This window comes from Paraburkholderia rhizosphaerae, assembly GCF_004366595.1.
Taxonomy (GTDB): Bacteria; Pseudomonadota; Gammaproteobacteria; order Burkholderiales; family Burkholderiaceae; genus Paraburkholderia; species Paraburkholderia rhizosphaerae.
The window spans coordinates 1-26195 of the sequence record NZ_SORE01000047.1 but is presented as its reverse complement, the minus strand read 5'-3'; the positions used below and the strand labels follow the sequence as shown (position 1 = coordinate 26195).

General features: G+C 63.1%; 28 protein-coding genes, 1 tRNA gene and 2 pseudogenes. 18 read left to right on the top strand and 13 right to left on the bottom strand.

Annotated elements, in window-relative coordinates:
• Together BX592_RS34105 and BX592_RS32775 are read left to right on the top strand one after the other, a co-directional pair.
• On the top strand, window positions 1-183 hold a 183-nt coding region (locus tag BX592_RS34105; RefSeq protein WP_166676524.1), incomplete at its 5' end, for a hypothetical protein.
• 225 nt (window positions 184-408) lie between these two features.
• On the top strand, window positions 409-1836 hold the full coding sequence (locus BX592_RS32775) for a cytochrome-c peroxidase (RefSeq protein ID WP_134197502.1): 1428 nt from the start codon (window positions 409-411) through the stop codon (window positions 1834-1836).
• 7 nt (window positions 1837-1843) lie between these two features.
• Here BX592_RS32775 and BX592_RS32770 read toward each other — a convergent pair whose 3' ends face one another.
• Complete coding sequence (locus tag BX592_RS32770) at window positions 1844-2488, bottom strand: glutathione S-transferase family protein (protein ID WP_134197497.1); 645 nt, start codon at window positions 2486-2488, stop codon at window positions 1844-1846.
• 412 nt (window positions 2489-2900) lie between these two features.
• Between BX592_RS32770 and BX592_RS32765 the strand changes: the two genes are divergently transcribed.
• From BX592_RS32765 to BX592_RS32745, 5 genes are all read left to right on the top strand, one after another.
• Window positions 2901-3038 (top strand): DUF3563 family protein, encoded by a 138-nt coding sequence (locus BX592_RS32765; RefSeq protein WP_134197495.1) that lies wholly within the window; start codon window positions 2901-2903, stop codon window positions 3036-3038.
• Window positions 2974-3543: a GNAT family N-acetyltransferase gene (locus BX592_RS32760; protein ID WP_279589219.1), complete on the top strand. Its 570-nt coding sequence runs from the start codon at window positions 2974-2976 to the stop codon at window positions 3541-3543. Before BX592_RS32765 ends, BX592_RS32760 begins: the two co-directional genes overlap by 65 nt.
• 87 nt (window positions 3544-3630) lie before the next feature.
• On the top strand, window positions 3631-3903 hold the full coding sequence (locus BX592_RS34750; RefSeq protein WP_243849829.1) for a hypothetical protein: 273 nt from the start codon (window positions 3631-3633) through the stop codon (window positions 3901-3903).
• 1 nt (window position 3904) lies between these two features.
• Window positions 3905-4390 carry a hypothetical protein gene (locus tag BX592_RS32750; protein WP_243849827.1) on the top strand — a complete coding sequence of 162 codons (486 nt, stop codon included), beginning with the start codon at window positions 3905-3907 and terminating at the stop codon, window positions 4388-4390.
• Window positions 4390-4590: a hypothetical protein gene (locus BX592_RS32745; protein WP_134197490.1), complete on the top strand. Its 201-nt coding sequence runs from the start codon at window positions 4390-4392 to the stop codon at window positions 4588-4590. Before BX592_RS32750 ends, BX592_RS32745 begins: the two co-directional genes overlap by 1 nt.
• A 41-nt stretch (window positions 4591-4631) precedes the next feature.
• On the opposite strand, the gene BX592_RS32740 is transcribed toward BX592_RS32745, so the two are convergent.
• From BX592_RS32740 to BX592_RS32715, 6 genes and pseudogenes are all read right to left on the bottom strand, one after another.
• A complete protein-coding gene (locus BX592_RS32740; RefSeq protein ID WP_134197488.1) occupies window positions 4632-5819 on the bottom strand; it encodes a GGDEF domain-containing protein in 1188 nt (395 codons plus the stop codon).
• Window positions 5820-6057: 238 nt separating this feature from the next.
• Window positions 6058-6450, bottom strand: a complete 393-nt coding sequence (locus tag BX592_RS32735; protein ID WP_134197486.1) for a Rid family hydrolase — start codon at window positions 6448-6450, stop codon at window positions 6058-6060.
• Between the two features lie 48 nt (window positions 6451-6498).
• Window positions 6499-7323, bottom strand: a complete 825-nt coding sequence (locus BX592_RS32730) for an isocitrate lyase/PEP mutase family protein (protein ID WP_134197485.1) — start codon at window positions 7321-7323, stop codon at window positions 6499-6501.
• 123 nt (window positions 7324-7446) lie between these two features.
• Window positions 7447-7929: pseudogene (locus BX592_RS32725) on the bottom strand (methylated-DNA--[protein]-cysteine S-methyltransferase); the annotation flags it as partial.
• Window positions 7930-7994: 65 nt separating this feature from the next.
• Window positions 7995-9911 carry a methyl-accepting chemotaxis protein gene (locus BX592_RS32720; RefSeq protein WP_134197499.1) on the bottom strand — a complete coding sequence of 639 codons (1917 nt, stop codon included), beginning with the start codon at window positions 9909-9911 and terminating at the stop codon, window positions 7995-7997.
• A gap of 320 nt (window positions 9912-10231) precedes the next feature.
• Window positions 10232-10738 (bottom strand): LysR substrate-binding domain-containing protein, encoded by a 507-nt coding sequence (locus BX592_RS32715; protein ID WP_134197481.1) that lies wholly within the window; start codon window positions 10736-10738, stop codon window positions 10232-10234.
• On the opposite strand from BX592_RS32715, the gene BX592_RS34100 reads away from it, so the two are divergent.
• From BX592_RS34100 to BX592_RS32695, 5 genes are all read left to right on the top strand, one after another.
• Window positions 10681-10866 (top strand): hypothetical protein, encoded by a 186-nt coding sequence (locus tag BX592_RS34100; protein WP_166676523.1) that lies wholly within the window; start codon window positions 10681-10683, stop codon window positions 10864-10866. The genes BX592_RS32715 and BX592_RS34100 overlap by 58 nt on opposite strands.
• A 244-nt stretch (window positions 10867-11110) precedes the next feature.
• Window positions 11111-12247, top strand: a complete 1137-nt coding sequence (ribBA, locus tag BX592_RS32710) for a bifunctional 3,4-dihydroxy-2-butanone-4-phosphate synthase/GTP cyclohydrolase II (RefSeq protein ID WP_134197479.1) — start codon at window positions 11111-11113, stop codon at window positions 12245-12247.
• A 69-nt stretch (window positions 12248-12316) separates the two neighbouring features.
• Entirely contained in the window at window positions 12317-12838 is a 522-nt protein-coding gene (gene ribH, locus BX592_RS32705; protein WP_134197477.1) for a 6,7-dimethyl-8-ribityllumazine synthase, read from the top strand.
• A complete protein-coding gene (gene nusB / locus BX592_RS32700) occupies window positions 12835-13272 on the top strand; it encodes a transcription antitermination factor NusB (RefSeq protein ID WP_134197475.1) in 438 nt (145 codons plus the stop codon). The genes ribH and nusB overlap by 4 nt, the downstream gene beginning before the upstream one ends.
• An 83-nt stretch (window positions 13273-13355) precedes the next feature.
• Entirely contained in the window at window positions 13356-14549 is a 1194-nt protein-coding gene (locus BX592_RS32695; RefSeq protein ID WP_134197474.1) for a pyridoxal phosphate-dependent aminotransferase, read from the top strand.
• A gap of 405 nt (window positions 14550-14954) precedes the next feature.
• Here BX592_RS32695 and BX592_RS32690 read toward each other — a convergent pair whose 3' ends face one another.
• On the bottom strand, window positions 14955-16199 hold the full coding sequence (locus BX592_RS32690) for a transglycosylase SLT domain-containing protein (protein ID WP_134197472.1): 1245 nt from the start codon (window positions 16197-16199) through the stop codon (window positions 14955-14957).
• Window positions 16200-16894: 695 nt separating this feature from the next.
• Here BX592_RS32690 and BX592_RS32685 point away from each other — a divergent pair.
• Both BX592_RS32685 and BX592_RS32680 read left to right on the top strand, forming a co-directional pair.
• Window positions 16895-18472, top strand: coding sequence for a UbiD family decarboxylase (locus tag BX592_RS32685; RefSeq protein WP_134197470.1), 1578 nt, complete (start codon window positions 16895-16897; stop codon window positions 18470-18472).
• Window positions 18473-18563: 91 nt separating this feature from the next.
• Window positions 18564-19241 carry a LysE family translocator gene (locus BX592_RS32680; protein ID WP_134197468.1) on the top strand — a complete coding sequence of 226 codons (678 nt, stop codon included), beginning with the start codon at window positions 18564-18566 and terminating at the stop codon, window positions 19239-19241.
• Here the strand turns inward: BX592_RS32680 and BX592_RS32675 are convergent.
• Window positions 19238-20203, bottom strand: a complete 966-nt coding sequence (locus tag BX592_RS32675) for a threo-3-hydroxy-L-aspartate ammonia-lyase (protein ID WP_134197466.1) — start codon at window positions 20201-20203, stop codon at window positions 19238-19240. The genes BX592_RS32680 and BX592_RS32675 overlap by 4 nt on opposite strands.
• Window positions 20204-20410: 207 nt before the next feature.
• Window positions 20411-20695: a hypothetical protein gene (locus tag BX592_RS32670; protein ID WP_134197464.1), complete on the bottom strand. Its 285-nt coding sequence runs from the start codon at window positions 20693-20695 to the stop codon at window positions 20411-20413.
• A gap of 1227 nt (window positions 20696-21922) precedes the next feature.
• Here BX592_RS32670 and BX592_RS32655 point away from each other — a divergent pair.
• The 4 genes from BX592_RS32655 (at window position 21923) to trmB (ending at window position 24194) form a co-directional block, all read left to right on the top strand.
• Window positions 21923-22243, top strand: a complete 321-nt coding sequence (locus tag BX592_RS32655; protein WP_134197458.1) for an EthD family reductase — start codon at window positions 21923-21925, stop codon at window positions 22241-22243.
• A 211-nt stretch (window positions 22244-22454) separates the two neighbouring features.
• Window positions 22455-23027, top strand: a complete 573-nt coding sequence (locus BX592_RS32650; RefSeq protein WP_134197456.1) for a YggT family protein — start codon at window positions 22455-22457, stop codon at window positions 23025-23027.
• Between the two features lie 96 nt (window positions 23028-23123).
• Window positions 23124-23198 (top strand) — tRNA-Gly (locus BX592_RS32645).
• A 195-nt stretch (window positions 23199-23393) separates the two neighbouring features.
• Window positions 23394-24194, top strand: coding sequence for a tRNA (guanosine(46)-N7)-methyltransferase TrmB (trmB, locus tag BX592_RS32640; RefSeq protein ID WP_134197454.1), 801 nt, complete (start codon window positions 23394-23396; stop codon window positions 24192-24194).
• A 110-nt stretch (window positions 24195-24304) separates the two neighbouring features.
• Here trmB and BX592_RS32635 read toward each other — a convergent pair whose 3' ends face one another.
• From BX592_RS32635 to BX592_RS32625, 3 genes and pseudogenes are all read right to left on the bottom strand, one after another.
• Window positions 24305-25138, bottom strand: a complete 834-nt coding sequence (locus BX592_RS32635; RefSeq protein WP_134197452.1) for an undecaprenyl-diphosphate phosphatase — start codon at window positions 25136-25138, stop codon at window positions 24305-24307.
• 86 nt (window positions 25139-25224) lie between these two features.
• Window positions 25225-25809, bottom strand: coding sequence for a DUF1439 domain-containing protein (locus BX592_RS32630; protein WP_134197450.1), 585 nt, complete (start codon window positions 25807-25809; stop codon window positions 25225-25227).
• Between the two features lie 188 nt (window positions 25810-25997).
• Window positions 25998-26102, bottom strand: a pseudogene (locus tag BX592_RS32625) (YkgJ family cysteine cluster protein); the annotation flags it as partial.
• Between the last annotated feature and the right edge of the window lie 93 nt (window positions 26103-26195).

Sequence of the window (26195 nt, the reverse complement as noted above, 5' to 3'; positions counted from 1 at the left end):
AACGGCACACGCATCGGTCAGGGTTCGAACGACGCGGCGGACAACTCGATCATGAGCATGTTCGACTTCACGCAGGACGTGTCGAAGCCGCGCACACTGTTCCTCGATCCGGTGATGGGCACGACGCTTACCGCCCCACCGGCCAATACCGCGACGCAGACGGTCACGCCGGGCTTCATGTAATCCGGCGACGCGCGGCGACCCGCCGCGCGTCCCGGCCGCCGCCGCATGCCCAGCGATGCACTGCGGGGCACGCGGCGGCGCTTAACGTATTTACCTGCGGTTTCGCCTCAACGGTCTCACACCAACGGTTTTGCCCCAACGTTTCCGGTATCCCATCGTCTTCCGAATTCCGCGAAGCACGCGTCACGCTCGTCTCCCATTTTCATTCTGTCGCCGGCCACCCCGATGAACTCACGCCCGAACGCCACTCCGCTCTCCCAGCTTCCGGGCAAGGGCCCCGCACGCCGCACCTCGTGCCGACTCCTGCTGTGGGCCGCCGCGTGCATCGTCATCGCACTCGTCACGGGTGGCGCGTACGCGTTTCTCCACCCCGATCGCGTACCCGAACGCATCGGACTGCTCGTCGAGAACCTCACCGGCGCCAACCCTCACCCCGTGCATCTGCGACGACCTCGCGATGTCCCGCTCAGCGCGCTCGCGCTGCTCGGCAAGCAGGTCTTCTACGACACGTCTTTATCCGCTTCCGGCCGGCAGTCGTGTGCGTCCTGCCATAGTCCCGACCACGCGTACGGTCCCGCCAACGCACAGCCCGTCCAGTTCGGTGGCCCGCGCCTGACCGACCCCGGCTTCCGCCCCCCGCCGTCGCTCGCGTACCTGTATCGCCAGGCCGCCTTCAGCATCGGCCCCGATGCCGCCGAAAACGAAGTGCCGCCGGATCTCGCCGCGCTCGCGTCGCAAGCTCAGGGCGTCGCCCGCGCGCAGAAAAGCGCGGCCGTCGCACCCGCGACGCCTGCGATGGTTCCGCAGGGCGGCATGTTCTGGGATGGTCGCGCGGACACGCTGCAGGCGCAGGCCATCTCCCCGCTGCTCAACCCCGTGGAGATGGCCAACGCGAGTCCCGCCGAAGTCGCGCACAAACTGCTGAACGCACCGTACCTCGATCAGTTCAAGGCGCTGTTCGGCGACCACATCGTCGATAACCCCGACCTGCTCGTCGACGAAGCGATGTCCGCCGTCGGCCGTTATCAGATCGAGGACCCTTCGTTCCACGCGTTCAGCAGCAAGTACGACGCGTGGCTCGAAGGCCATGCGCGCCTCACCCAGGCGGAATTGCGCGGCATGCGCCTGTTCAACGATCCGAACAAGGCCAACTGCGCCGGCTGCCACGTCAGCCAGCCGACGAAGGACAACTTGCCGCCGCTGTTCACCGACACCCAGTACGAAGCGCTCGGCGTGCCCCGCAATAGGGAGATTCCGGCGAACAAGGATCCGAAGTTCTACGACCTCGGCATCTGTGGACCCTTCCGCCGGGACCTCGCACAGCAGACTCAGTATTGCGGCATGTTCCTCACCCCGACGCTGCGCAACGCCGCGACGCGCCACGTGTTCTTCCATAACGGCGTCTATCACACGCTGAAGGAAGTGATGGATTTCTACAACCTGCGCAACACCAGCCCGCAGAAGATCTATCCGCGCGACGCGTCCGGCAAGGTGGCGCAATTCAACGACATTCCGGCACAGTACCGGAAAAACGTCGACTTCCAGGACGCGCCGTTCGACCGCAAGCCCGGTGACCCGCCGGCGATGTCCGATCAGGACATCGAGGACATCATCGCGTTCATGAATACACTCAACGACGGTTATGTCCGGTAGTCGAACTTTACGCACCGACCGCCATCGCAAACCCATCGCGGCTTCTGGCCTCGATCAGCCAGCGCATCACTGCGGGCGTCGGCGGTTGCGCACCCAGCACGTCCGGGAAACGCTCGGCGAGCGAGTACCAGCGATGCGTCGCCAGCGCGACCACGATATCGGCAAGCGTGAAGCGCTCGAGCGCGATAAACGGACGCTCTTCCAGATGCCCATCGAGAACGCGCAATAGACGGGCGGAATCGTTGAACGCGTCGCAAATCGCATCGTAGTTACGCTGCGGCTCCGGCGTGCGCGTAAGCCCCAGAAAGCTGACCCGCAACGTCGCCCACAACGTGCCGAGTTGCCAGTCCATCCAGCGCTCGACCTGCGAGCGCTCGCCGGCATCCGCTGGGAGCAATGCACGGCCGCCTTCGCGTGTCGCCGCGAGGTAGCGCACGATCGTGTTCGACTCCCACACCACCGTTTCGCCATCGACTAGCGTCGGCACAAGACCATTCGGGTTTATCGCGAGATAGTCCTGCGTATCGTTGACGCCGAACTCCAGTCCCGCATCGATACGCTGATAGTCACGTGCTTCAACCAGACCCAGTTCCGCGAGGCACCAGATTACTTTCTGCACGTTGATCGAACTGCGTCTTCCGTAAAGCTGCATCCTCAGGCTCCGTCGTCTAAAGAGTCCTGCCGGCCGCGACATTTACCGCCGGGCGCTGCACAGGACGATCAATGAATTCTCTCCCGGGTCGCGCAAGAAGCGCGCCGCGCGTCTGCGCGCGAGGCCAGATTATCCACGCGGAGGACCGTGCGCGCAGCGCCCGGCGCAGCGCGAGAAGCCACATCGGGGACAGACGTCGAAGCCGCGACCCGCGTGGCTGCCGAAGTCGCGGTTGAGCAAGCCGGCGAGCCGCTTGCGAACCTAACTTTCCGCTCATTTTCGCGCTCTACGATTTGCATCAACGACGGACGACGATTCAAGCCAGACAGGCCTTCAGTTGACGTCGCAACGGTCGCACGCATCGATCGCGACCGACATTCACACCGACATGCACGACTGACTGGAGACTTCGATGATTGCCTACCTTCTGACCAAAGTGAGCGAGTGGATCGAACAAGCGGATCAGGAGCGCCGCGACGCTTATGTTGCGATGGCGAAAGATCTTGCGGACATCGAGCGGCGCATGGTTCATCTCGAGAACGAAGCCTGATCCTCCCCACCTGCGAAACGCGCTTTGCAAACTCTGCGTCGATGCCGACGCCACGTTTTCCTGCATCACACAGTCACTGACACGCTTCATGGCATGGGACCCGCCCGCGAACCGGAGGGCGTTCGATCTCATCTGGCAGGATTGGTTGACGACGATAGCAGCCGGGACGGACTTTACATTCGCAATCCGTGACCGACATGACGGCAGGTTCCTCGGCTTGACCGGACTACACCAAGTGCAGAACACAAACGCGGAACTCGGCATCTGGATTCGCGAAGACTGCCACGGACAAGGCTTCGGACGCGAGGCAGCAAGTCTTGTGGCAAGGTGGGCAAGTCTGGCGTTGCGCACGTGTCACCGGCTAAGGATTGAACGAAACCCACGTGACACCTGTACGTTTATACAGTATTCTACCCACAGTCGAAACCCGACGTCTGCAGCGATATCCGGGTACCGGCATGTCCGCGTACCGGTTATGATCCGCAGCAGTTGTCCCAGGCAGTAGCCCCGAGCAGTTGCCCAGAAAGGCCGTGCCATGAACACGCCAGTCGCTCCGTCGCCGGTGGCTGCACAGCCACCCGCGCCGCACCCGATGCCGGAAATCGCCGCTTTCGTCGCGAGCCTGAAAGCCGCGTTTGGCACAGCCGTCATCGATGATGCAATCCGAAGCGGCAAAGCCGGCGAACCGGCGTTTCACGCGCGGGAGAATGGCCACACGGTCGGAACGGTGCCCCCGGCCACGTACAATGCGTGGCAAGTCGATGGCGACGCGTTGCGCAACAGGCACTACTGTGCTGGCTGTGACGGTTCGTGTGTCGGCCAAAGCGTGAGTTGCCGGTCGTCCGGCAAGCGGAATGGAGACTGATATGCTGCGCCCTCTGATGTTCGCCGCCTCGCTGCTTGCCGCGGCATTACTCGCTGCCGCGCCCGCTTCTTTTGCGGGCGAACGCATCATCGAAGTCTGGAATCCGCCTGAAGCACGCCAGGGCGCTCATCTGATCGGCAAGACCGCGAAACCGCCGCATCATCGGAAGGTACTCGCGCACCGCGGCGCGCCGATCGCGCGGCTACGTCAGGACGCGCAGCAAGCGCCTCAACCGGCATCACCACGGGCATCACAGCAAGCGGTCCATTCGCCGCTCAACCCGTCCACCCCCAAAGGCGCCGGCGCGGCAGCCAATCGCTCCGCCGCGCCGGTCACGGACGCGAGCCGGTTCAAGCACGGCGAAACACCGCAATCGAAGCACGATAACGACATCACCCACTTCGAAGACATTCCGCGCATCGTGACGCCGGAAGGCAATGTGTTGCGCGTCGGCACGGACGGCGCAACAGCAGAGGTCGCGCGCTGATGCAAACCCGGTACTACAAGGGCTTCTCGATCTGGGGGCATGCAATCCGCCAGCAGGACGGCTACGCGGCAAGCGGCACGATTACGTCCGGCACGAAGGTGGTTGAAGCCTCAGGCATCCTCGCGCATCTGGATACGGAAACGGAAGCCGAAGCGATCGGCCTTGAATGGGCCGAAGCGTGGGTCGATAGCCACAGCTGAGATTGTTCGACGGTTGACTCGAACCTCACGCGTGCGCCGCTTCAGACAGCATTGAGCGCGCTGCCGGAGCCCGCGGTGTCCGCCGCGATCACCACGCGATTACGCCCCATCGCCTTCGCCGCATACTGCGCGGCATCTGCTCTTGCCATCAGGCGCGCGAGCGTATCGTCGCGTTGTAGTTCGCTCACGCCGGCGCTGAACGTGCAGACCCGTTCGCCATCCGGCACCGTCACCGGAGAAGCCGCCACCGCGCCGCGCAGTTTATCCAGCCACTGCGCGGCGTCCGCTTGCGAGGTCGCGCGGAACACAATCGCAAACTCCTCACCGCCAAGGCGCCCGAACAGGTCGTCGCGACCGAGCGCGCGTATCGCGACGCCGGCGAAGGTCTTCAGAACCGCATCGCCGGTCGCGTGACCGTGCTCGTCATTGAATGTCTTGAAGCGGTCGAGGTCGAGAATCGCGACCGACAGCACGGTCCGGTCGCGCAGCGCCGCGTCGAAGCGCTGCTGCGCCAACACGAAGAACGCGCGACGCGCGAGCGCGCCGGTCAATTCATCGACCGTCGCGAGACGCTCCATGCGTTCCGCCATCCGGTCGTGCGCCAGCATCACGATGCCCACCGACAAACAGGGCGTCGCGAGAACCACCATCGCGGCGAATATATCGTTGGTGGGTGTCGGCGAAATCACCGCGGCCGTCTGATGTTCCCAGCCGAGTCCGAACGCCAGGCCGCGCGCAGCATGAATCGCGGCTTCAACCAGCGCGGTCCAGAACACGAAGTTGTACGCATAACGCGGACGGTGCTGCGGACGGTAGTGCCATACAATCCACGCGAAGCTCAGGCGCGCGTACGCGAGAAACGGAGATACCAGCATGATGCGGATGTTCGCGTTCGGCGTGATCGTCGTCCACTGGACGACGCACGCGAGCAGCACAACGTAGGCGGCAAGTTCAGCATAGTGAAAAGGCCGCAGGCCAAAGAACTGCCTGCAGCCCTGCAGAACGAGCAGAACCGCATAGATGAGCACGGCCGTCGTGATCGCCAGGCACATGCCGCCCGGCATATGCCCCTGGAATGCGAGAAAGATCAACGCGCCGGCCGCGAGGAGGTTCGCGCTTAGCCAGCGCGTGAGCCCTGGAATGCCGGCTCGCAGCAGCGAACCTAAAATCGCGACGCTCACGACGCCCGAAGTCGCCGCGATAAACAACGGTGCGACGTGACTGATCATGAATCCGTTAGCGGCCTGTGAATCATGACGCGGAAATCCTGCTTCTCGACAAGGAAAACGCGCGGCCCACCTGCGAAGAACCGCGCACGTCTATGCGACTACGGCAGCTAATGGAATTTCTTGAGTGTTTGGCCTCACTCACATCAGCGATCGCAAACCGCGATATACCACACGCTATTTCGTAGGGCGAAAACATTCACCGATCCCAACGCACGTATCGCAATGCATGATGCGCCGCTCAATACGCGGCGATGCAATCGATCTCGATGTCGAAGTGCCCAGGCCACGCGGGCACGTTGATAAAGATCCGCGCCGGCGGATTCGCGCCAAAGAAGCGCGCATAGATCTCGTTGACCGTCGCGAACTTCTCGACCGACGTGCAATAGACGTTGCACTTGAGCACCTGATCGAGCGACGAGCCCGCGGCTTCAACGCACAGCTTCAACTGGTTCAGCACCAGCTCCGTTTGCCGTTCGATCGGCGCGTCGACAATCTCGCCGGTCTGCGGATCGAACGGCGGAAAGCCCGACACATAGACCGTGCCGTTATGACGTGTCATCGCCGAGGTCGGTGCTTTCCAGCGCTCGAGCCACGTGGACAGCGGTTCGACGCGAAGCGTTTCGCGGGCCATGTGCGAAGCTCCGTTTGAGTAACGAGTCAGTATTGGAAGCGGCGCGCGTTACGCGTGTTGCTGAAACAGGGCGTCGAGCTTCGCACCGGCCGGCGCGTCGGCGAAACCCACGAAGCGGCCTTCCGCGAGACCTTGCGCGACCCGCATCATGCCGCCCCACGCGGCACGGGCCAAGCCGCCGCCGGTGCTCACGCGCCGCACGCCCAGCGCCGCGACATCCTGCAGCGTGAACTCGGAATCCCAGCCGATCAGCAGGTTCACGGGCTTGGGCGTGACCGCCGCGACGACCGCTTCGATCTGCTCGCGCGTACGGATGCCCGGCGCGTACAGGCAGTCGGCGCCGGCAGCCGCGTACGCCTTCAGACGCGCGAGTGTGTCGTCGAGATCCGGCACGCCGGCAAAGAAGTTTTCGGCGCGGCCAACGAGCAGCGTGTCGCCGCCTGCATTGTCGATCGCCTGCCGCGCAGCACGGATCCGCGCAACGGCTTCGTCGATTGGGAATAGCGGTGCGTCCGCGCGCCCCGTCGAGTCCTCGACTGACAGACCGGCTACGCCGGTTTCGACGGCCAGCGCGACGCTTTGTGCGACCTCTTCCGGATTCGCGCCGAAGCCATTCTCGAAGTCCGCATTGATCGGCAGATCGGTCGCTTCGACCATCTCGCGCATATGCGCGAGGATCACCTCGCGCGGCACATTGTTATCCGGGCGCCCGGCTGACCATGCAAAGCCCGCGCTGGTCGTCGCCAGCGCGCTGAAGCCGAGCGATTGCAGGTAGCGCGCGCTGCCAGCATCCCAAGGGTTCGGCAGAATAAAGCATCCGGATGCGTGCAGTGCGCGGAAAGCAGCACGCTTTTCTGCAGTCGTGCGGGACATCGATGTCTCCTTTGGAAAGGGAAGGGTTCGTCCCGCTTTATCTCTTCTGGGCCGGCACATCGAAACGTCAACGCGGAAATTCCATGCTGCGCAACCCTCGCGCAATCAGATCAGCGAAGGCTGGGTCGCGCTCGCTTCGATCGCAATCAATGTCGCCTTCGCTTGCATGCCACCAGCAAAGCCGGTCAGATCGCCGGACGAGCCGATCACGCGATGACACGGCGCAATGATTGAAATCGGATTGCGCCCGTTTGCCGCGCCAACGGCACGGCATGCACTATCGTGGCCGATCTGCTCGGCAATCTCGCGATAGCTGCGCGTTTCGCCGAACGGAATAGTCAGTAGCGCGTTCCACACCTTTTTCTGAAACTCGGTGCCGACAAACTCGGTGGGCACGTCGAAACGGGTGCGCGTGCCGGCGAAATACTCAGCCAACTGCCGCGCGGTTTCGACCAGCACAGGGTGGTCGTCGACCTCGCGCATCTCGCCGAGTTTCACGCGGCCCGGACGATCGTTTTCCCAGAGAATCGCCGCCAGTTTGTCGCCGCGCGCGACCAGCTTCAGCTTGCCGACCGGTGACGCGACCACCTTGTACCCATACGACATCCTGCTCTCCTTGGCGGCGCGTTCCGCGTCAAGACTTCAAGCATAGGCGTAATTGCGCAGGAACGTTACACGTCAACGTGAAATGTCGCGACCACCTCTTCCATTCTCAGCGCCTGCTCTTTCAGCGACGCGCTCGCGGCGGCGGCCTGTTCGACCAGGGCCGCGTTTTGCTGCGTCGTGCGGTCCAATTGTGTGATCGCGATATTGACCTGCTCGATCCCCTCGCCTTGCTGCAACGACGCGCCGGCAATCTCATTGACGATCGCATCGACGTTGGTCACCGATTCGATCACGCTGCGAATCGCCGCCTGCGCATCATGGAAGAGCCGCGTGCCGCCTTCGACACTCGACGACGATCGTTCGATCATCTCCTTCACATCCTTCGCCGCGGTTGCGGTGCGATGCGCGAGCGTGCGCACCTCGCCGGCAACCACCGCGAACCCTTTACCCTGTTCGCCCGCGCGCGCCGCTTCGACCGCTGCATTCAGCGCAAGGATGTTGGTCTGAAACGCGATGCCTTCGATTGTCGAAATCATCGCGGCCATATCGGTCGAGCGCTTGCCGATTTCATGCATCACGCCGACCGCGCGCGTAATCACTTCGCCGCTCGCCGATGCCTTCGTTGACGCTTCGCGGCTCAGCGCGCCAGCCTGTTTCGCATTGTCCGCGTTGTGCCGCACGGTTGCCGTGAGTTCTTCCATGCTCGCCGCGGTCTGTTCGAGCGAAGCGGCCTGTTCCTCGGTGCGTCGCGACAGATCGAGATTGCCCGACGCGATTTCCTCGCTGCCGGTCAGCACCGATTCGGCGCTTGCCTTGGTAGTCACGATCGTTCGGTTCAGCGACGCGAGCAGTTCATTCAAGCGCAGTTTGATCGATGCGAGTTCGTCGCGGCCGCTCACGTCGAGCCGGCCGCGCAGATCGCCGGCGCTCGCCTGCGTCATGCTGCCGGCGATGTCGTTCACGTCGTCGCCGGTTCTGCGCGCGAACGCGATAAACAGATAGAGCGCGACGCTAACCGACGCGGCGCTCAGTACGCTCAATACCGCGATATGCGCGGCCTGCGCACGCTCACGCGCGGCAAGCAGCGATTTCAACAGCCCTGACAACTGACCATGCGCGCGATAAACCGCATCCACCGCGCGCGTACCCGCGTCGAAGTACGCGTTCGATTCGGGCAACGGTGCGTTCGGGTTCGATGCGAGGCTGGCGACGGTGTTGCCGAATGCGTCGAAGTTGTCGAAGTTCACGCTTTGCACGAGCGTTGCGCCGTCCATCGACCCCAACGCGTGCTGAACGCGCTTCAGATCATGCCGCACGGTGTCGATCTGATCGCGCAGGAAAGTTGCATGCACGCCGAGCGCGCCGCGGTCCGCCGCGCTCAATTGTCCCTGGCTCAATGCAGCCGCGCCTTTACCGCGCGCGATCGCGGCCATTTCAGCGGCGCTCGGCAACGACAGCGCGACCGAGTTCGCCAGATAGTACGTCACGGCTTGCGGGTCGAGCGCGAGTTGCGATGCGTCCGCGAGATCCGCGGTGAACGCGAAGATCGCACGCACCAGCGCGGTATGCGCATCAAAAACGTCCTTGCCGGGTCCGCTCAACGGCATTTGCGCAAGCTGCGCGTATTGCGCGGCTAACGCATCGGTTTGCGCGGTGAGATCGAAGCGGCGAGTCGCCGCCGCCTGTTCACGCAACGTCGCGATCAGGCGCTGCGACTCGGCATTCGCGGCGTCGAACGCGGGCCGTATCGACGGGCTGCCGGCCATTAGCGACGCGCTCGCGCCGCGGCGCTTCTGCACCGCCTTTAACAACGCTTGAGACGTCTCCAGCAATCGAATGCCATCCAGTTCGTCGCGTGTCGACGTGTAGACATTCACTTCGTCGCTCAAAATCGCGTACAAGCAAATCGAAAGCGGCAGCATAAACAGCAGCGCAAGCACCGCCAGCTTGCGCGACATCCTGAGCCGTCCCATCAAGGCCATTCCGGGAGCAAACAAACGCATCGTGTAAATCCTGTTGTTCAAGTTCGGGTTGCATCGGCAACGCGCGCGAGTGGGTCTCGACAGGTCACCGTCTCCGCTATTTACGGCGCGTTGAACGTGAACTGAACCAATGCGAAGTGGATTTTTGAACAGGCACTACGACGGGGCGTAACGCGCATTTCACTGGTGCGATATGCGCGAAAAACGCCCATAAAAGAGCGCTGGATTGGGGCACTGGGAGGTTTAACCGGCGTCGCGTCAGCAGCGCCGCGGCGCTTGCAAAAGCGCGATGCGCGGATGCGGTTGCGGCCGCGAGACCATCAATCGCCTTGCGGTATCCACGTTCGCATGTTCATCGCTTGTCCGCCTGCATGACCAAACCATTCGGCGAGAAAGTCGACGAACGCAACCACCTTCGCGGACGCGTTCAGCCGCTCGCCATGCACCGCATGCACGTCGGCGCCCGGCAGCGACCACTCCGGCAGCACGATTTCCAGCGCGCCCGAGCGCAGATGCGGATACACGTCCCACTCGGAGCGCATCAACACGCCGTGACCATCGAGCGCCCACACGAGCGCGGTCTCGCCGTCATTGCTGCTGAGCGCGCCGCGCACCTTGATGGTCTCCTGCTTGCGGCCGCAGCTCAGATGCCAGGTGCCATAGGCGACGTCGTTCTCGCGCAGCACGATGCACAGATGGCCATGCAGATCGCGCGGCGCGGCCGGCACGCCGGCGCGTTCAGGATAAGCCGGCGACGCACTGCAGCACTTTGCCGCTCGATCCGGGCACCCAGGGCCATGCGAACGAATTCTGGGGCGGTGTCTCATACCAGGTCACGGCCCCGCTGACGGTCGCCGGCGCGGTCTTCAGGACCGATATCACGTCCACCGGCCAGCGGCCGATCTATCTGGCCGCGACCGCGAAATATTCGCCGTCGAAGCGGACCGTGCTGTAGTCGGAACCCGGCTACGTGAAGAACAGCCACGGCTCGAACCTGGGTCTGAACGGCTACGACACCGATACCGTCGCGGGCCACAACCAGACGGGTGTCATGCTGGGCGTCATCCATTACTTTTAGGCCCGCGGGCAAGCATCGCCCCGTTGCGCCGCGGCGCACGGGGAAAGCCCCTTCGATGCGCACGGGCGACTTGGCGAGCCGCGTGGCGTAAAATACGCGCTTTCCCGAATCTCTCGCCATCATGACGCTCGCCTCCACTCCCGAGATCATCGCCGAACTGAAAGCCGGCCGGATGGTGATCCTCGTCGACGAAGAAGACCGCGAAAACGAGGGTGACCTCGTCATCGCCGCGGAATTCATCACGCCGGAAGCGATCAACTTCATGGCCCGCTACGGCCGCGGGCTGATCTGCCTGACGCTCACGCAGGAGCGCTGCAAGCAGCTGAACCTGCCGCTCATGACGTATCGCAACGGCACGCAATACGGCACCGCGTTTACGGTCAGCATCGAAGCGGCCGAAGGCGTGACCACCGGCATCTCGGCAGCGGACCGCGCGCGCACGATCGCGACAGCGGTCGCGCACGACGCGCGCGCCGAGCATATCGTGCAACCGGGCCATGTGTTCCCGATCATGGCGCAGCCGGGCGGTGTGCTGATGCGCGCCGGCCATACCGAAGCCGGCTGCGACCTCACCGCGCTCGCCGGTCTCACGCCTGCCGCGGTCATCTGCGAGATCATCAAGGATGACGGCACGATGGCGCGGCTGCCCGATCTGATCGAGTTCGCGCAGGAGCACGGCCTGAAAATCGGCACGATCGCCGATCTGATCCACTACCGCAGCCGCACTGAATCGATTGTCGAGCGCGTCGCGGAACGCACGATGCAAACGCCGCATGGCGCCTTCCGCGCGGTGATGTATCTCGATCAACCAAGCGGCCAGCCGCATATCGCGCTGGTGCGCGGCACGCCGACGCCCGAGCGCGACACGCCGGTGCGCGTGCACGAGCCGCTGTCGGTGCTCGATCTGCTGGAGGTCGGTTCGTCGTGCACGCACTCGTGGACGCTCGATGCGGCGATGAAGGAAATCGCGGCGCGCGATCTCGGCGTGATCGTCATGCTGAACTGCGGCGACTCGAAAGAACATCTGGTCGATCTGTTCAAGGCGTTCGACCAGCAGGACAAAGCGGAGGCGCTCAAGCGCCGCCCGGTCGACTTCAAGACCTACGGAATCGGCGCGCAGATCCTGCGCGAACTCGGCGTGGGCAAAATGCAGGTGCTGTCAAATCCGCGCAAGCTCGGCAGCATGTCGGGCTACGGGCTGGAAGTCACCGGCTTTGTGCGGATGCCTGGCGTCGCGGCCGAAAGGCCGTGCCCGTAAAGCGGTTGACTTCTGCATGACCCGCGCGTTCTGGATACTGCGCTCACCCCCTCACTTCACGGACCTGATATGGAAATCGGACAATACCAACCAAATCTCGACGGCGACGGGCTGCGCATCGGCATTGTGCAGTCGCGTTTTAACGAACCGGTGTGCAACGGCCTCGCCGACGCATGCATCGAAGAACTCGAACGCCTCGGCGTCACCGGTGAGGACGTGCTGCTCGTCACCGTGCCGGGCGCGCTCGAAATTCCGCTCGCGCTGCAAAAGCTCGCCGAAAGCGGCCAGTTCGACGCGCTGATCGCGGTCGGCGCGGTGATCCGCGGCGAGACGTATCACTTCGAACTCGTGTCAAACGAAAACGGCGCGGGCATCTCGCGAGTCGGCCTCGACTTCGGTATCCCGGTTGCCAACGCAGTGCTGACCACCGATACGGACGAACAGGCGGTCGCGCGAATGACCGAAAAGGGTCGCGACGCGGCACGCGTGGCCGTTGAAATGGCGAATCTCGCGGTTGCGCTCGAGCAGCTCGACGGCGATGACGACGAAGAAGAAGACGAAGACGAAGGTGACGAAGAGGAACGGGCATGAAGAGCGCACGCCGACGTTCGCGCGAACTGGCCACGCAGGGGCTGTATCAGTGGCTGCTGTCGGGTGCGCCCGCCGGCGAGATCGATGCGCAGTTGCGCGGCGCACAGGGTTTCGACAAGGCTGACCACGAGCATCTGAATGCGCTGCTGCACGGCGTGATTCGCGAAGGCGACGAATTGTCCGCCGCCATCGCGCCATGCCTGGACCGGCCGATTGACCAGCTTTCGCCGGTCGAGCGGTCGGTGTTGCTGGTCGCCGCGTTCGAGCTCAAGCATCACATCGATATTCCGTATCGCGTCGTGATCAACGAGGCGGTCGAACTCGCGAAAACTTTTGGCGGGTCGGACGGGTATAAGTACGTGAACGGCGTGCTCGACAAGCTGTCCGCGCAAATGCGCGAGGCGGAAACGCAAGCGGCGTCGCGCAAGCGCTAGCCGCGCGCGCCCGCGCGGCATCCGACCGTTACACGGCCGCTTTCGCACAGCGGCCCGTTTTTGCTTCGAACTGGACTTACCCGATGAATAGCGTCAGCGAACCTCTGCTCCATCTGGCCGCGCGCGTCGACGCGATTCAGCCGTTCTACGTGATGGAAATGATGAAGGAGGCCGAGCTGCTCGAACGGGCCGGCCGCGACATCATTCATATGAGCATCGGCCAGCCCGACTTCACCGCGCCCGAGCCAGTGCTCGAAGCGGCGGCAAACGCGCTGCGGCGCGGGGACATGCACTACACGAGCGCGCTCGGTATTCGGCCGCTACGCGAAGCGATCGCCGGCCACTATGCACACGCGTATGGACTCGACGTCGACCCGGCCCGCATCGTCGTGACGGCGGGCGCGTCGGCGGCGCTGCTGCTCGCGTGCGCGGCGCTCGTCGACCGCGACGACGAGGTGCTGATGCCCGACCCGTGCTATCCGTGTAACCGGCATTTCGTCACCGCGGCGGAAGGCAAGCCGGTGCTGGTGCCGAGCGGCCCCGCCGAACGTTTCCAGTTGACCGCCGACGATGTCGAACGCTTGTGGACCGCACGCACGCGCGGCGTGCTGCTCGCGTCGCCGTCGAATCCGACCGGCACGTCGATCACACCGGACGAACTGAAGCGCATCGTCGAGGTGGTGCGGGCGCGCGGCGGCTTCACTGTCGTCGACGAGATCTACCAGGGGCTCAGCTACGACGCACCGCCGGTTTCGGCCGTGTCTTTCGGCGACGATGTGATCACCGTCAACAGCTTTTCGAAGTACTTCAACATGACCGGCTGGCGGCTTGGCTGGCTGGTGGTGCCGCCGTCGCTGGTTGACGCGTTCGAGAAGCTGGCGCAGAACCTGTTTATCTGTGCGTCGGCACTGGCGCAGCACGCCGCACTCGCGTGCTTCAAGCCGGAAACGCTGGCGATCTATGAAATGCGCCGGCTCGAATTCAAACGGCGGCGCGACTTTCTCGTGCCCGCGCTTGAGTCGCTCGGCTTTACGGTGCCGGTCATGCCGGACGGCGCGTTCTATGTGTACGCCGACTGCAGGAACGTACCGCATCCGGCCGCCCGTGACAGCGCCGCATTGACAAGCGCGATGCTGCACGATGCAGGCGTCGTGATGGTGCCCGGGATCGATTTTGGTACGGCCGCGCCGCATGACTATGTGCGGGTGTCGTACGCGACAGCTTATTCGCGGCTTGAAGAGGCCGTGGAACGGCTGCGTGGTGTGTTCAAGCGGTAGCCACGGGCCGCCGGTGAGTCGGCGGTTCTGGTAGCGATAAGCCTCCTGACGACCGATGGCCGCAGGGGGCTTTTTCATGCATAGGAAATCATTGCGGCCATGCAAGGCGTATTAAGCATCAAACAAAAATAGTAAAAAGTGTGATATTTCATACATGAGGCGACGCAGCCGGAGATTCACATCCGCCGACATCGTTCGAGCAGCTACCTGCTCCATCCAGGATGAAAGAGGTCGTGCTCGAAAGACTCGCGACGTTGCCTTTGGCCAGACTTTGAATCGCCCGAGCGCGCGTCTGACCTGAACGCCGTGGCCAACCCATGGTCGATGCGCACCGCCGATTGAAAAAGCCCCTGCCGGTCATCAACCGGCAGGGGCTTTTTTGATCAGCATCACAGTCTGGCGAGATCAGGCGCCCAGTTGCTCCGTCGTCGCACCGTGCTTTTGTGCGGCGCTGGCGTCGTCCTGTGCGGGTGCGGCGTTCGAGGTCGCCTTCGCGGCGAGCGCGTGGCCGCCGTCGAGCGTCACCTGCACGCGCTTGCCGTTGTTCGCAGCGGTCTGTGCGGAGGTCGACGCCGTCACCGTCGCGGGCGCTTGCGGCCCGTTGATCGGCACCTTGCGGCCGCGTGCGACATCGCGCAGACGCGCACGCTCGGCCATCACCTTCGCGCCGTAGCCGCCGTCGTCCTGACTCGACGAACCGACGTACAGACGCAGACCGCCCGGCAGCGAACCGCCACGCGCGATGCAGTCCTTCAGCACCAGCGCGCCGACCTTGATGTTCGCGAGCGGCTCGAGCGCGGCGCTCTGACCGCCGAAGTAGCGGAACTTGTCCGAATGGACCGTGGACATCACCTGCATCAGCCCCTTCGCGCCGACGCCACTTTCCGCATACGGATTGAAGCCCGATTCGATCGCCATCACGGCGAGCAGCAACAGCGGGTCGAGCCCAACCTCGCGGCCGGTATCGAACGCGGCCTTCACGAGTTCGCTGACCGGTTCCTGCGCGACACGGTAGCGGCGCGAAAGGAACGTCGAAACCAGATCCTGCTCGCGCGAGGACACCAGCACGCGGTCGTCACGCGCATCGGCGCTCACGCGTTGTGCCGGAATCATGCTGGCCAGCGATGCGACGCTTGGCAGCGTACGCGGATCGAGGCCGTTGAGCGCTGACGATGAGCCTGCGCTGCCGCTGTTCGCGGCGTTTTTCATGCCGGTGCCCAGGTCGAGCGGGTTGTCGAACCCGTTTACGCCGGTCAACGCGACCGCTTGCGAATCGCCGTTGGCGCCGCCGGCACCGTTCGCACCGTTCGCACCGTTCGCACCGTTCGCACCGTTCGCACTGTTCGTGTTGCTCGACAAGGTGTCGTCGGCTGCGCCGCTCGTCACGCCGGGCGGCGTGATAGACGGCAGCGGATTGCCTTGCAGCAGACGGGCCGGGCCAGCCTGCACCGCGGCGGACAACACCGGCATCAACTTCGCGGCAAGCGTGCCGCGCCATGCCGGCATCAGCCACAACGCGAGCGCCAACACCACGGCGGTACCACCCACTACGCTAAACAAATGATGACTCAGGCGGGTCCCGCGACGTAATACAGCACGCACAGCTTGTGCGGCTCGCTCATCGGGACGCCACGATAACCAGGCGTTCATTCAGATCTCCCATGTTGCATGACCCCGCGCACCCCGCCGATGAACCGGCTTCGGCAACACGTCCGCAGAATCAAGACGTCGCGCGCTCTGGTTAAGGCGGCTGCGGCGTCGGGAAACAGCAAAGAACGGCAAAAAATACCGTTCCGGGAGCCCAAATTCCGAAAACGGTCCGGCAGCATGCTGTAAAGCATGCAGACTCGGAGGCTCCCACACGAAAAACCAGCGTCGAATTGCGCTGGCGAGGACCACTTAAAACCGTCAATGCCGTGCAAGGGGCGGCAAAAGCGACGCGTTGCGTCTGAAGGACTGGGGACGGTGGTAAAAACTATCAAGCCTTGCAACCAATGGAGCGGATTCTAGAGCACCGTTTTATAGATCGTCAACACTATAAATATCCAAAGTTATAACTAATTGTCATGATGAACAGCGTTCAGTCGGTCAAGACCCGCGCACCACGCGCCTTTCGGGCCACATGAGTTTCTGTGCCACTACGTACGCCAGACAACGCATGTAAAATCGACAATCGAAGCAAAAAAGTGTTCCTGCATGATTCGTAGCAATTTGTTGCTAGCCGCTGTCGATCTCCTTTCGTCGCGGCTTTGCGGTCATCGCTCAGTTGGCTCCGTCAGCCGTCGGCTTCTGCTGACGCCTGTTCTCTCACTTCGGCCGTCTGACGGCCCTCCGTACCGGACCCGATGAAATACAAAGACCTGCGCGACTTCGCCGGCCGTCTGGAAACGTTAGGCGAACTGCGCCGCATCTCGCAAAACGTCTCCCCCGTCCTCGAAATGACCGAACTGTGCGACCGTGTGCTGCGAGCCGGCGGTCCGGCGCTGCTGTTCGAAGCCAGGCAGAGTCACGCGTTTGCCGTGCTCGGCAATCTGTTCGGCACGCCGCGCCGCGTCGCGCTCGGCATGGGCATCGATAGCGCGGACGCCGACGGCGCCCAAGGCGATCAGGCCGCGCTGGAGTCGCTGCGCGACGTCGGCCGGCTGCTGTCCGCATTGAAAGAGCCGGAGCCGCCCAAAGGCCTGAAGGACGCCGGCAAGCTGCTGTCGCTCGCGAAGGCGGTCTGGGACATGGCGCCGAAAACGGTCAGCGGGCCACCGTGTCAGGAGATCGTCTGGGAAGGCAACGATGTCGATCTCGCGAAGCTGCCGGTGCAGACCTGCTGGCCCGGCGACGCCGGGCCGCTCATTACGTGGGGGCTGACTGTCACGCGCGGGCCGAACAAGACCCGGCAAAACCTCGGCATCTACCGGCAACAGGTTATCGGCCGTAACAAGGTGATCATGCGCTGGCTCGCGCATCGCGGCGGCGCGCTCGATTTCCGCGAGTTCGCGTTGCGCAATCCCGGACAGCCGTATCCGGTCGCCGTGGTGCTCGGCGCCGACCCGGCGACGATTCTCGGCGCCGTGACGCCGGTGCCCGATACGCTGTCTGAATATCAGTTCGCCGGCTTGCTGCGCGGTGGCCGCACCGAGCTCGCGAAATGCCTGACGCCGGGTGTCGATACGTTGCAGGTGCCGGCACGTGCCGAGATCGTGCTGGAAGGCTTTATCTACCCGCAGCAGGGGGAACCGGGCGCCGCGCCGTCCGGCGCACCGCCGAGGCCGTCGAAAGGTCCGGCGAGCGCGTATGAGCATGCGCTCGAGGGCCCGTACGGCGACCACACCGGCTACTACAACGAACAGGAGTGGTTCCCGGTCTTCACGATCGAGCGCATCACGATGCGCCGCGATGCGATCTACCACTCTACGTATACAGGCAAACCGCCGGACGAGCCGGCTGTGCTCGGCGTCGCGCTCAACGAGGTGTTCGTGCCGTTGCTGCAGAAGCAGTTCGCCGAGATCACCGATTTCTATCTGCCGCCGGAAGGATGCAGTTACCGGATGGCGATCGTGCAGATGAAGAAGAGCTACCCGGGCCATGCGAAACGGGTGATGTTCGGCGTCTGGAGCTTCCTTCGGCAGTTCATGTATACGAAGTTCATCGTCGTCGTCGACGAGGACGTGAATATCCGTGACTGGAAAGAAGTGATCTGGGCGATCACCACCCGCATCGATCCGTCGCGCGATACGGTGCTGGTCGATCGCACGCCGATCGACTACCTGGACTTCGCGTCCCCGGTCGCCGGCCTCGGCTCGAAAATGGGACTCGACGCGACCAACAAGTGGCCCGGCGAAACCGATCGCGAATGGGGCCGCCCGATCGTGATGGATAGCGCGGTCAAGGCGCGTATCGACGAACTCTGGAATACGCTCGGTCTGTAATGTCATCCGCGGGCGCGCGGTAGAATCGCGCCGGCCTGAAGCGTGCGCGCACGCTTCGTTTCAACTATAAGAATCCAGGGAAGTTGCGCGGATGCATTCGTTGTCGTTGTTGTCGGACGGTTTTTTTCTGTCGTTGTCGTTGTGCCTCGATATCGGCCTCGTCAACGTCGCGATTATTTCGCTGACGTTGTCGCACGGCTTCCGGCCAGGATTCTGGCTCGGCCTCGGTTCGTGTTTCGGCGATCTGATCTATGCGGCGCTCGCAATGGCGGGCATGGCCGCGCTGCTGCAGTTCGACCCGGTGCGCTGGGCGGTGTGGATCGGCGGCGCCGCGATCCTGCTCTATCTGACGTGGAAAATGGCGCGCGAAGCGTTGTTTCCGGCGTCGGCGCCGCCGGTTGAAGGCGAGGCCGATCCGGCCACGCCGCATCTGAGCGCATCGCGCGGCTTCGCGCGCGGCGTGCTGCTGGCGGTCTCCTCGCCGAGCGCGATTCTGTGGTTCGCCGCGGTCGGCGGCGCGCTGATCGCGAAAGCCGGCGCGACTTCGGTGACCACCGCGCTGGTGTTTCTCGGCGGGTTCTTTGCCGGCGGACTCGCGTGGACGCTATTTATCTGCGGACTCGCGAGCCACGGCCGCAAGCGCGCGGGGACCGGGCTGCTGCGCGCTTGTCATGTGCTGTCGGCGGTGCTGTTCGCGTACTTTTCATACAGTGTGATCGTGAACGGGTATCACGACCTGATCGTGCCGGCCGCGCGCGCAGCCGGTTAGGCGAGAAATTCCGCGAGGCGGGCAAGGTCGACGTTGCCGCCGCTGATCACCACACCTACACGCTTGCCCTGCACCGGCACGATGCCGTTCAGCACGGCCGCGGCCCCCAGACAGCCGGTCGGCTCGACGACGATTTTCATCCGCTGCGCGAAGAAGCGCATCGTGTCGATCAGTTGCGCGTCGCTGACGGTTTCAATCTGCGCGACGTGACGCTGGATGATCGGGAACGTGTAGTTGCCCAGATGCGTCGGCGCCGCGCCGTCGGCGATTGTGTGCGGCACGTCGATCGTGACGATCTCGCCGCGCGCGAGCGACTGCTGCGCGTCGTTGCCGGCCTCAGGCTCGACGCCGATGACGCGGCACGCCGGACTCAATGCAGCCGCCGACAACGCGCTACCGCCAACCAGTCCGCCGCCGCCGACGCACACGAATAGCAGATCGAGCGGGCCGGTCTCTTCGATCAACTCCTTCGCCGCCGTACCCTGGCCCGCAATCACATGCGGATGGTCGTACGGCGGAATCAGCGTCATGCCGCGTTCTTTCGCGAGCCGCCGACCGATTTCCTCCCGATCTTCCTTGTAGCGGTCATAGGTGATCACTTCGCCGCCGTAGCCTTTGGTCGCGGCTACTTTAGCGGCGGGCGCGTCGTGCGGCATGATGATCGTCGCGCGAATGCCCGCAAGACGCGCGGACAGCGCGATCGCCTGCGCGTGATTGCCGGATGAAAAGGTCAATACGCCGGCATCGCGCTGCGCGCGGTCGAAATGAGAAATCGCGTTGTACGCACCGCGAAACTTGAACGCGCCCATGCGCTGGAAGTTTTCGCACTTGAAGAAAATCGATGCGCCGGTGCGCTCGTTTGCGGTAGCTGACGTGAGGACCGGTGTGCGGTGCGCGACGCCCTGGATGCGCTGTGCGGCATCGACGACGTCGTCATAGGTGGGAGCAGGCAGCGATTGCATCGACAGAAGACTCCGGAGCGTAGGAAAGGTCGTATTTTCCCAGCTTCCTCGTCGATGCGGTATGAACTCGTCAAATGACAAACGGCGCAATCAGGTGCGGTACCTGAGTTGCGCCGTTTATCGGTGCGTGAAGCGTTCGAAGCCTATTGCAGAGGTGACGTGAGGTTACCGCGCCACCCGCTGCTTCGTTACCGTCGAACCATCACGTCAATGCCGGTAGTAGCCACGGCCGTAGTAGCCGTGATGGTAGTAAGGACGGTAGTAACCGCGATACCCATAACCGCCGTAATAGACAGGTGGCGCATAAACGACAGGAGGCGGTGCGTACACGACCGGCGGCGGCGGCGGATAGTACGCGGGCGCCGCATACACCGGGTACGCTGGCGCGACCGGCACGCCGATACCGATACCTACGGACACATGTGCCTGCGCGGCGGTGGTCAGGCCAACCCCAAGCGCAGCCGCGACGATAAACGGGACGATCTTCTTCATTTGTTCTCTCCAAGGCGGCACATCGGGCACGGGTGCCGCTAACGACATGCTTGATACTTAATCTAACGAAAAAGGCCCTGTGCCGCCGTTTGCATTTGTTGCAAATTGCAATTCGCGCCGACGCGATGTTTCATGTAGCGCGCCATTCATAGTTTCGAAGTTGGCGCCGCCCGTCGAAAATCAAGGGGTTGCGACGGTCTTACGACGCGCGCAACTGTCTTTACCGATCTGTGCACGAACCGTCGGCGGGCGCCGGTAATCTTTGATTACAAATTCGCTGCGAATCGCGCGGGCCACGGCACGACACGGCGATGCGGCGATGCGGCGATGCGGCGACACGGCGCCATAAAAAGAAAATGCCCGGCTCGGGCCGGGCATGGGTGTAACAGGGGTGCTACCGGTGCGGATCCGTCATCCGACTTTCACGTAGGTGAACTCACGCGTGACGCTAGGCGGCACATAAGCGCCGCTGATCTTCACGCGAGGCGTTAGCCGCTTTTTCTGATCCCACCAGCGACGCCTTTGGGAATGGGTCAAGAACCGCAAGTGCTTTCGGTATGAAAAGATGCTCATCGCGACCTCCGGAATCTGACAGCTAAACCAGGGAAAAGCCAACGGAACTGCCATTTCAGCCATTTCACTGTTGCGTGACGATGCAAGCAGTTTTCGCGCCCGCACGTTTCGCACCTCCAGCCATAAGCGTCGTTTTAACCGTCCAGACGATTGTCATCGGTACGACAGCGTACACACTCCGGTGCGCTTCATTACGTACTGTGGTCAGAGTAGAGCGCTGCGATTCGTCAGCTTTAATGCGCGCACCTTCGCGTCGACCGGGTCATCTGAATTTACTTTACCCGTTTGGCGGGAAACTGGCAGAAACCAGCAGAAATGCTTGATGGATAAGAAAACTAGCCGTACCGCATGGAGCGCGCGTTCCCCGCGTGCGACCTGCGACACCCGGCCGCAGCCGTCGCCGCCATTCTTTCGTCGCAAAAAAGCAACTAGGATGATAGTTGCGCGCCGGACGCGAAGCGACAATCGGGCGGCCGACGAGCGGTTGCCGGATCGAGGAGGACGAGCAGGGCCCGATGCGCGACAATCTGTCCGGCCGCGCGCTGGCGGCGGCCGCGGGTGCAGGCGTTAAGTAAGCCATGGTAATGTGACGACCGTCGCGCGAGCGCAATGCTCGCCACGCGCGACGCCGGGACTCTTTGACGAGAACGCACAATGATCAACGTCTACCTGTTCTATCCGTATCAGCCGAATGGCCGTTTCGATATGGACTATTACTGCGGCACGCACATGCCGCTCGCCGCGAAGCTGTTCGGCGCGGCGCTCAAGGGCTGGTCAGTGGACGCGGGGATCAATGCCGGGCCGCCCGGGTCCACGCCGCCGTACTTCGCGGTCGGACACTTTCTGTTCGATTCGGCCGAAGCGTTCTTTCAGGTGTTCAATCCGGTCGCCGACCAGCTGTTGGGCGATGTGCCGAATTACTACGACGGCGGCAATCCGCAAGTGATGATCAGCGAGGTGAAGGTTTCGGTTTGACCTCGCATTGACGGTTTGGCAGGAGGACGGCGCGGCGCGCCATTCGTTGCTTGCTGCGGGCCGTACTTTGCCGTATATCGGGGTGCCGCTTACGCGCAACGGGGGCGCAGGCGGCGACCTTGCTTGACGCAACCACACGCCGGCTTCGAGCGATCGGGCCGGCGCCGAGTCCGCGCTGTGGCGGACGTATTCTGAAGGAAAGGACAACAAGATGTTCGGCGATATCGCCCGCTTTTTGCTCAATACGGTTTTCACACTGTTTGGCGCCGCGCTGCTGCTGCGCGCGTGGCTGCAAGTCGTCAAGATGCCACCGTATAACCCGGTGTCGAGCGCGGTGCTGCAAGTGACGAACTGGCTCGTGCTGCCGCTGCGCAAGATTCTGCCAAACGGGCGCCGGGTCGACTGGGCGAGCCTCGTTGCGACGCTGATCACCGCGGTTGTGTACATCGTGCTGATGTTGTTGATCGGCCAGGTCGATCCGACCCAGATGATGCCGATGCTGCTGGTCGTCGCGCTGCTCACCGTGATCAAATGGGCGCTCAATCTGGTGATCTGGCTAACCATCCTGATGGCGCTGCTGTCGTGGTTGAACCCGCGTTCACCGGCGATGCCGATTCTTTATCAGTTGACGGCGCCGTTTCTTGATCCACTCCGCAGGATCATTCCGCGGCTCGGCGGAATCGATCTGTCGCCGATCCTGTTGTTCGTGATCGTGCAGGTGTTGCTGATGGTGGTGACGCGCGCGGCGGTGTCGATGACGTTGTTTGGGGATATGACGCTCTGATCTGTGACTCGAGAAGCTCGCGCGCGGCGCGGCGGCGGTTCCAGTCGCCGCGCAGTTTGCGTAAATCGGTTGAATCCGCGTAAAATGGCGCGCTCTGCGGGCGTCGTATAATGGCTATTACCCTAGCTTCCCAAGCTAGAGACGTGGGTTCGATTCCCATCGCCCGCTCCACTGCGCTGGCGGCTGCAATACACAATCGGCTCAGTCGTAGCAGCGCCGAAAACAAGCGTCGAAAAACGGTCCCACGCTCACCGCGCCCGCCCGAACTGTCTGCACCGGGCACCGGAAATCCATCTATTTTTATCGCAGCGCTAGCGCGGTTTCCGTTGCGTTGCCTGCTGCAGTCACACTCCGCATTCACCGACGATGATTCACGATCCGAATGAAGCCGGCTTGCCGCTCGACGCCTCCCAACAGTCCGCGAATGACGGCAGCGCAACTGACGCGCCCCAGCCAGCCACCGAAGATTCGAACCTCGCGACAACATCACCGGAAACGCTGCATCTGCGCCGCATCCGCAGCTTCGTTACGCGCGCGGGACGTGTGTCGCCGGGCCAGCGCCGCGCGATCGACGAACTCGGTCCGCGCTTCGTGCTGCCCTTTGCGCAGCAACAACCGGACTGGGACGCGGTGTTCGGCCGCCACGCGCCGCGCGTGCTGGAGATCGGTTTCGGCATGGGCGCGACGACCGCCGAAATCGCCGCGCGCCGCCCGGAGGACGATTTTCTCGGCGTCGAAGTGCACGAACCGGGCGTCGGCGCGCTGCTGAAGCTGATTGGCGAACAGAATCTGTCGAATATCCGCATCGTTCAGCACGACGCGGTCGAAGTGCTGGAACAGATGATCGCGCCGGACAGTCTCGATGGCGTGCACATTTTCTTCCCCGACCCGTGGCACAAGGCGCGTCACCATAAGCGGCGGCTGATCCAGCCGAAGTTCGTCGCGCTGCTTGTGTCGCGGTTGAAACCGGGCGCGTATCTGCATTGCGCGACCGACTGGCAGAACTACGCGGAGCAGATGCTCGACGTGCTCGGCGCCGAACCGGCGCTCGAGAACACGGCACAGAGCTATGCGCCGCGGCCGGACTACCGTCCGGTCACCAAGTTCGAACGGCGCGGTCTGCGCCTCGGCCACGGCGTGTGGGATCTGATCTTCAAACGGCGTTAGCAAAGCGCGCCGCTCAGTCGTGCCACGCCAGATGGGGCAGCGTGGTGGTGCCGCCTGGTAAAACCGCTCGGCGAAGCGGCTTGACGGTCGGTGCCCTTAGTCTGCCCGACTCAATCAGCCCAACTCAGGCCGCCCGTATACCCCACCACTAGCACTAGCAGCCCGAAGCCGATCCGATACCACGCGAACGCGGTGAAATCGTGCGACGCGACATAGCGCAGCAGCCAGCGCACGCACATGAACGCGCTGATAAAGGCCGCGACGAACCCAACTGCGAACATCCCGAGTGCATCGGCCGACAGCTCGTGCCAATCTTTGTACATCTCGTAAAACGTCGCACCGAACATGATCGGAATCGCGAGAAAGAACGAGAACTCGGTCGCCACCCGCCGGTCGAGTCCGAACAGCATGCCGCCGATAATCGTCGACCCGGAGCGCGACATGCCCGGAATCAGCGCGAAACATTGCGCGAGACCAACCTTGAGCGCGTCGATCGGGCGTAAGTCGTCGATCGAATGGATGCGGGTCGGCACGTTGCCGTTGCGGTGACGCGCTTCGACCCAAAGAATGATCACGCCACCGACCGCGAGCGCCACCGCCACCGGCACCGGCGCGAACAGCACCGCCTTGATCGCTTTTTCGAACAGCAGGCCGAGCACAATTGCCGGAATGGTCGCGATGATCACGTTCAGTGCGAAGCGCCGTGCATCGGCGCGAACCGGCAGCCCGACCACCACATTGAAAATGCGCTGGCGGAATTCCCAGCAGACCGCGAGAATCGCGCCCAGCTGGATCACGACGTCAAACGTTTTCGCCTGCGGCGCGTTAAATCTGAGCAGATGCCCGGCAATAATCAGGTGCCCGGTGCTCGACACCGGCAAAAACTCCGTCAAGCCTTCGACAACACCGAGAATCAGCGCCTTGCCTAAAAGTATCCAGTCCATCCGCGACCCTTATTGCTGTTGACATCTGTTGAGCGCATCGGGCCAGCGGCGATTGTCGACACGCGGCCCGTCCGGCCGCGCATGCGTCACTTTTCGACGATCTGCACGCGTATGCCGTTTGTAAGGACGGTGATTGTACCGGGTTCGTAGGAAACACCGGCGAATTGCAGCTGCTCGGGCTTGAATGTGTAGACCGGGTAGTTGGCGAGCAACTGCGTCGCCAGCAGGCCGGCGGCGGCGCTGATCTGCTGCGCATACGCGGCCGCGTCGCCGCTCACATTCACATTGTCGACACCGGGCGACCTCAGCACGACCGAACGACTCGCGGCGTCGTATTCGAGGCGGCTCGACAGCGTGAATACGCCGCTCACCGGTTGCGCGAGAAACGGACTCGCGAAGCGCGCATCGAGCCGCACGGATACGCGATTGCTATCCGGTAGCAGGCCGACCACCGGGTTCGTCAGTGTGACATCGAACACCTGCGAAACCGTGCGTTGATACGGAAACTTGCGCTGCACCGCGTCCTGCACCTGCTGTTGCGAGAACGTGTAGTGGTCCGGAATGAACGGAAAAATCGATGCCGCGCAGGCGGATAGCGATACCGCGGCGGCCCCGGCCGCAGCTGACGCAAGCAGGAAGCGGCGCCGTGCCGGCGCTGCGCGTTCGGTCATTCGGGTTCTCCTGTTCTGCTGATTGAGGCCATGATCGAGGCCGCTGTTTATTGGCTGCGCGCTGCGTTGTTCGGGCTGCGTGGTTCGGCTGTTTCGAGGCCGCACTTCGGGTTGAATCCGTGGTAGCTTGTCCCGCTCGTGCTCCATCAATGCTGCGCGCGGGACCTGGTGCGACCGTTCGATGCCATTCAGGGTTGCGTGTCGTTTTCGAGTCGCGTGAGCCAGATCAGCGCATCGGCACGCGACGCGCCGCACATTTCCGTCTGCGGCTGCAGCCCCGAACAGCAAGCGGGGAGCCTGTCAGATTTTTAGTGTGTCGAGGTCATGAGACGATAACGGAAATAACGTCCTATGACCGAAACGACAGTGACAAAGAAGAGCAAGAA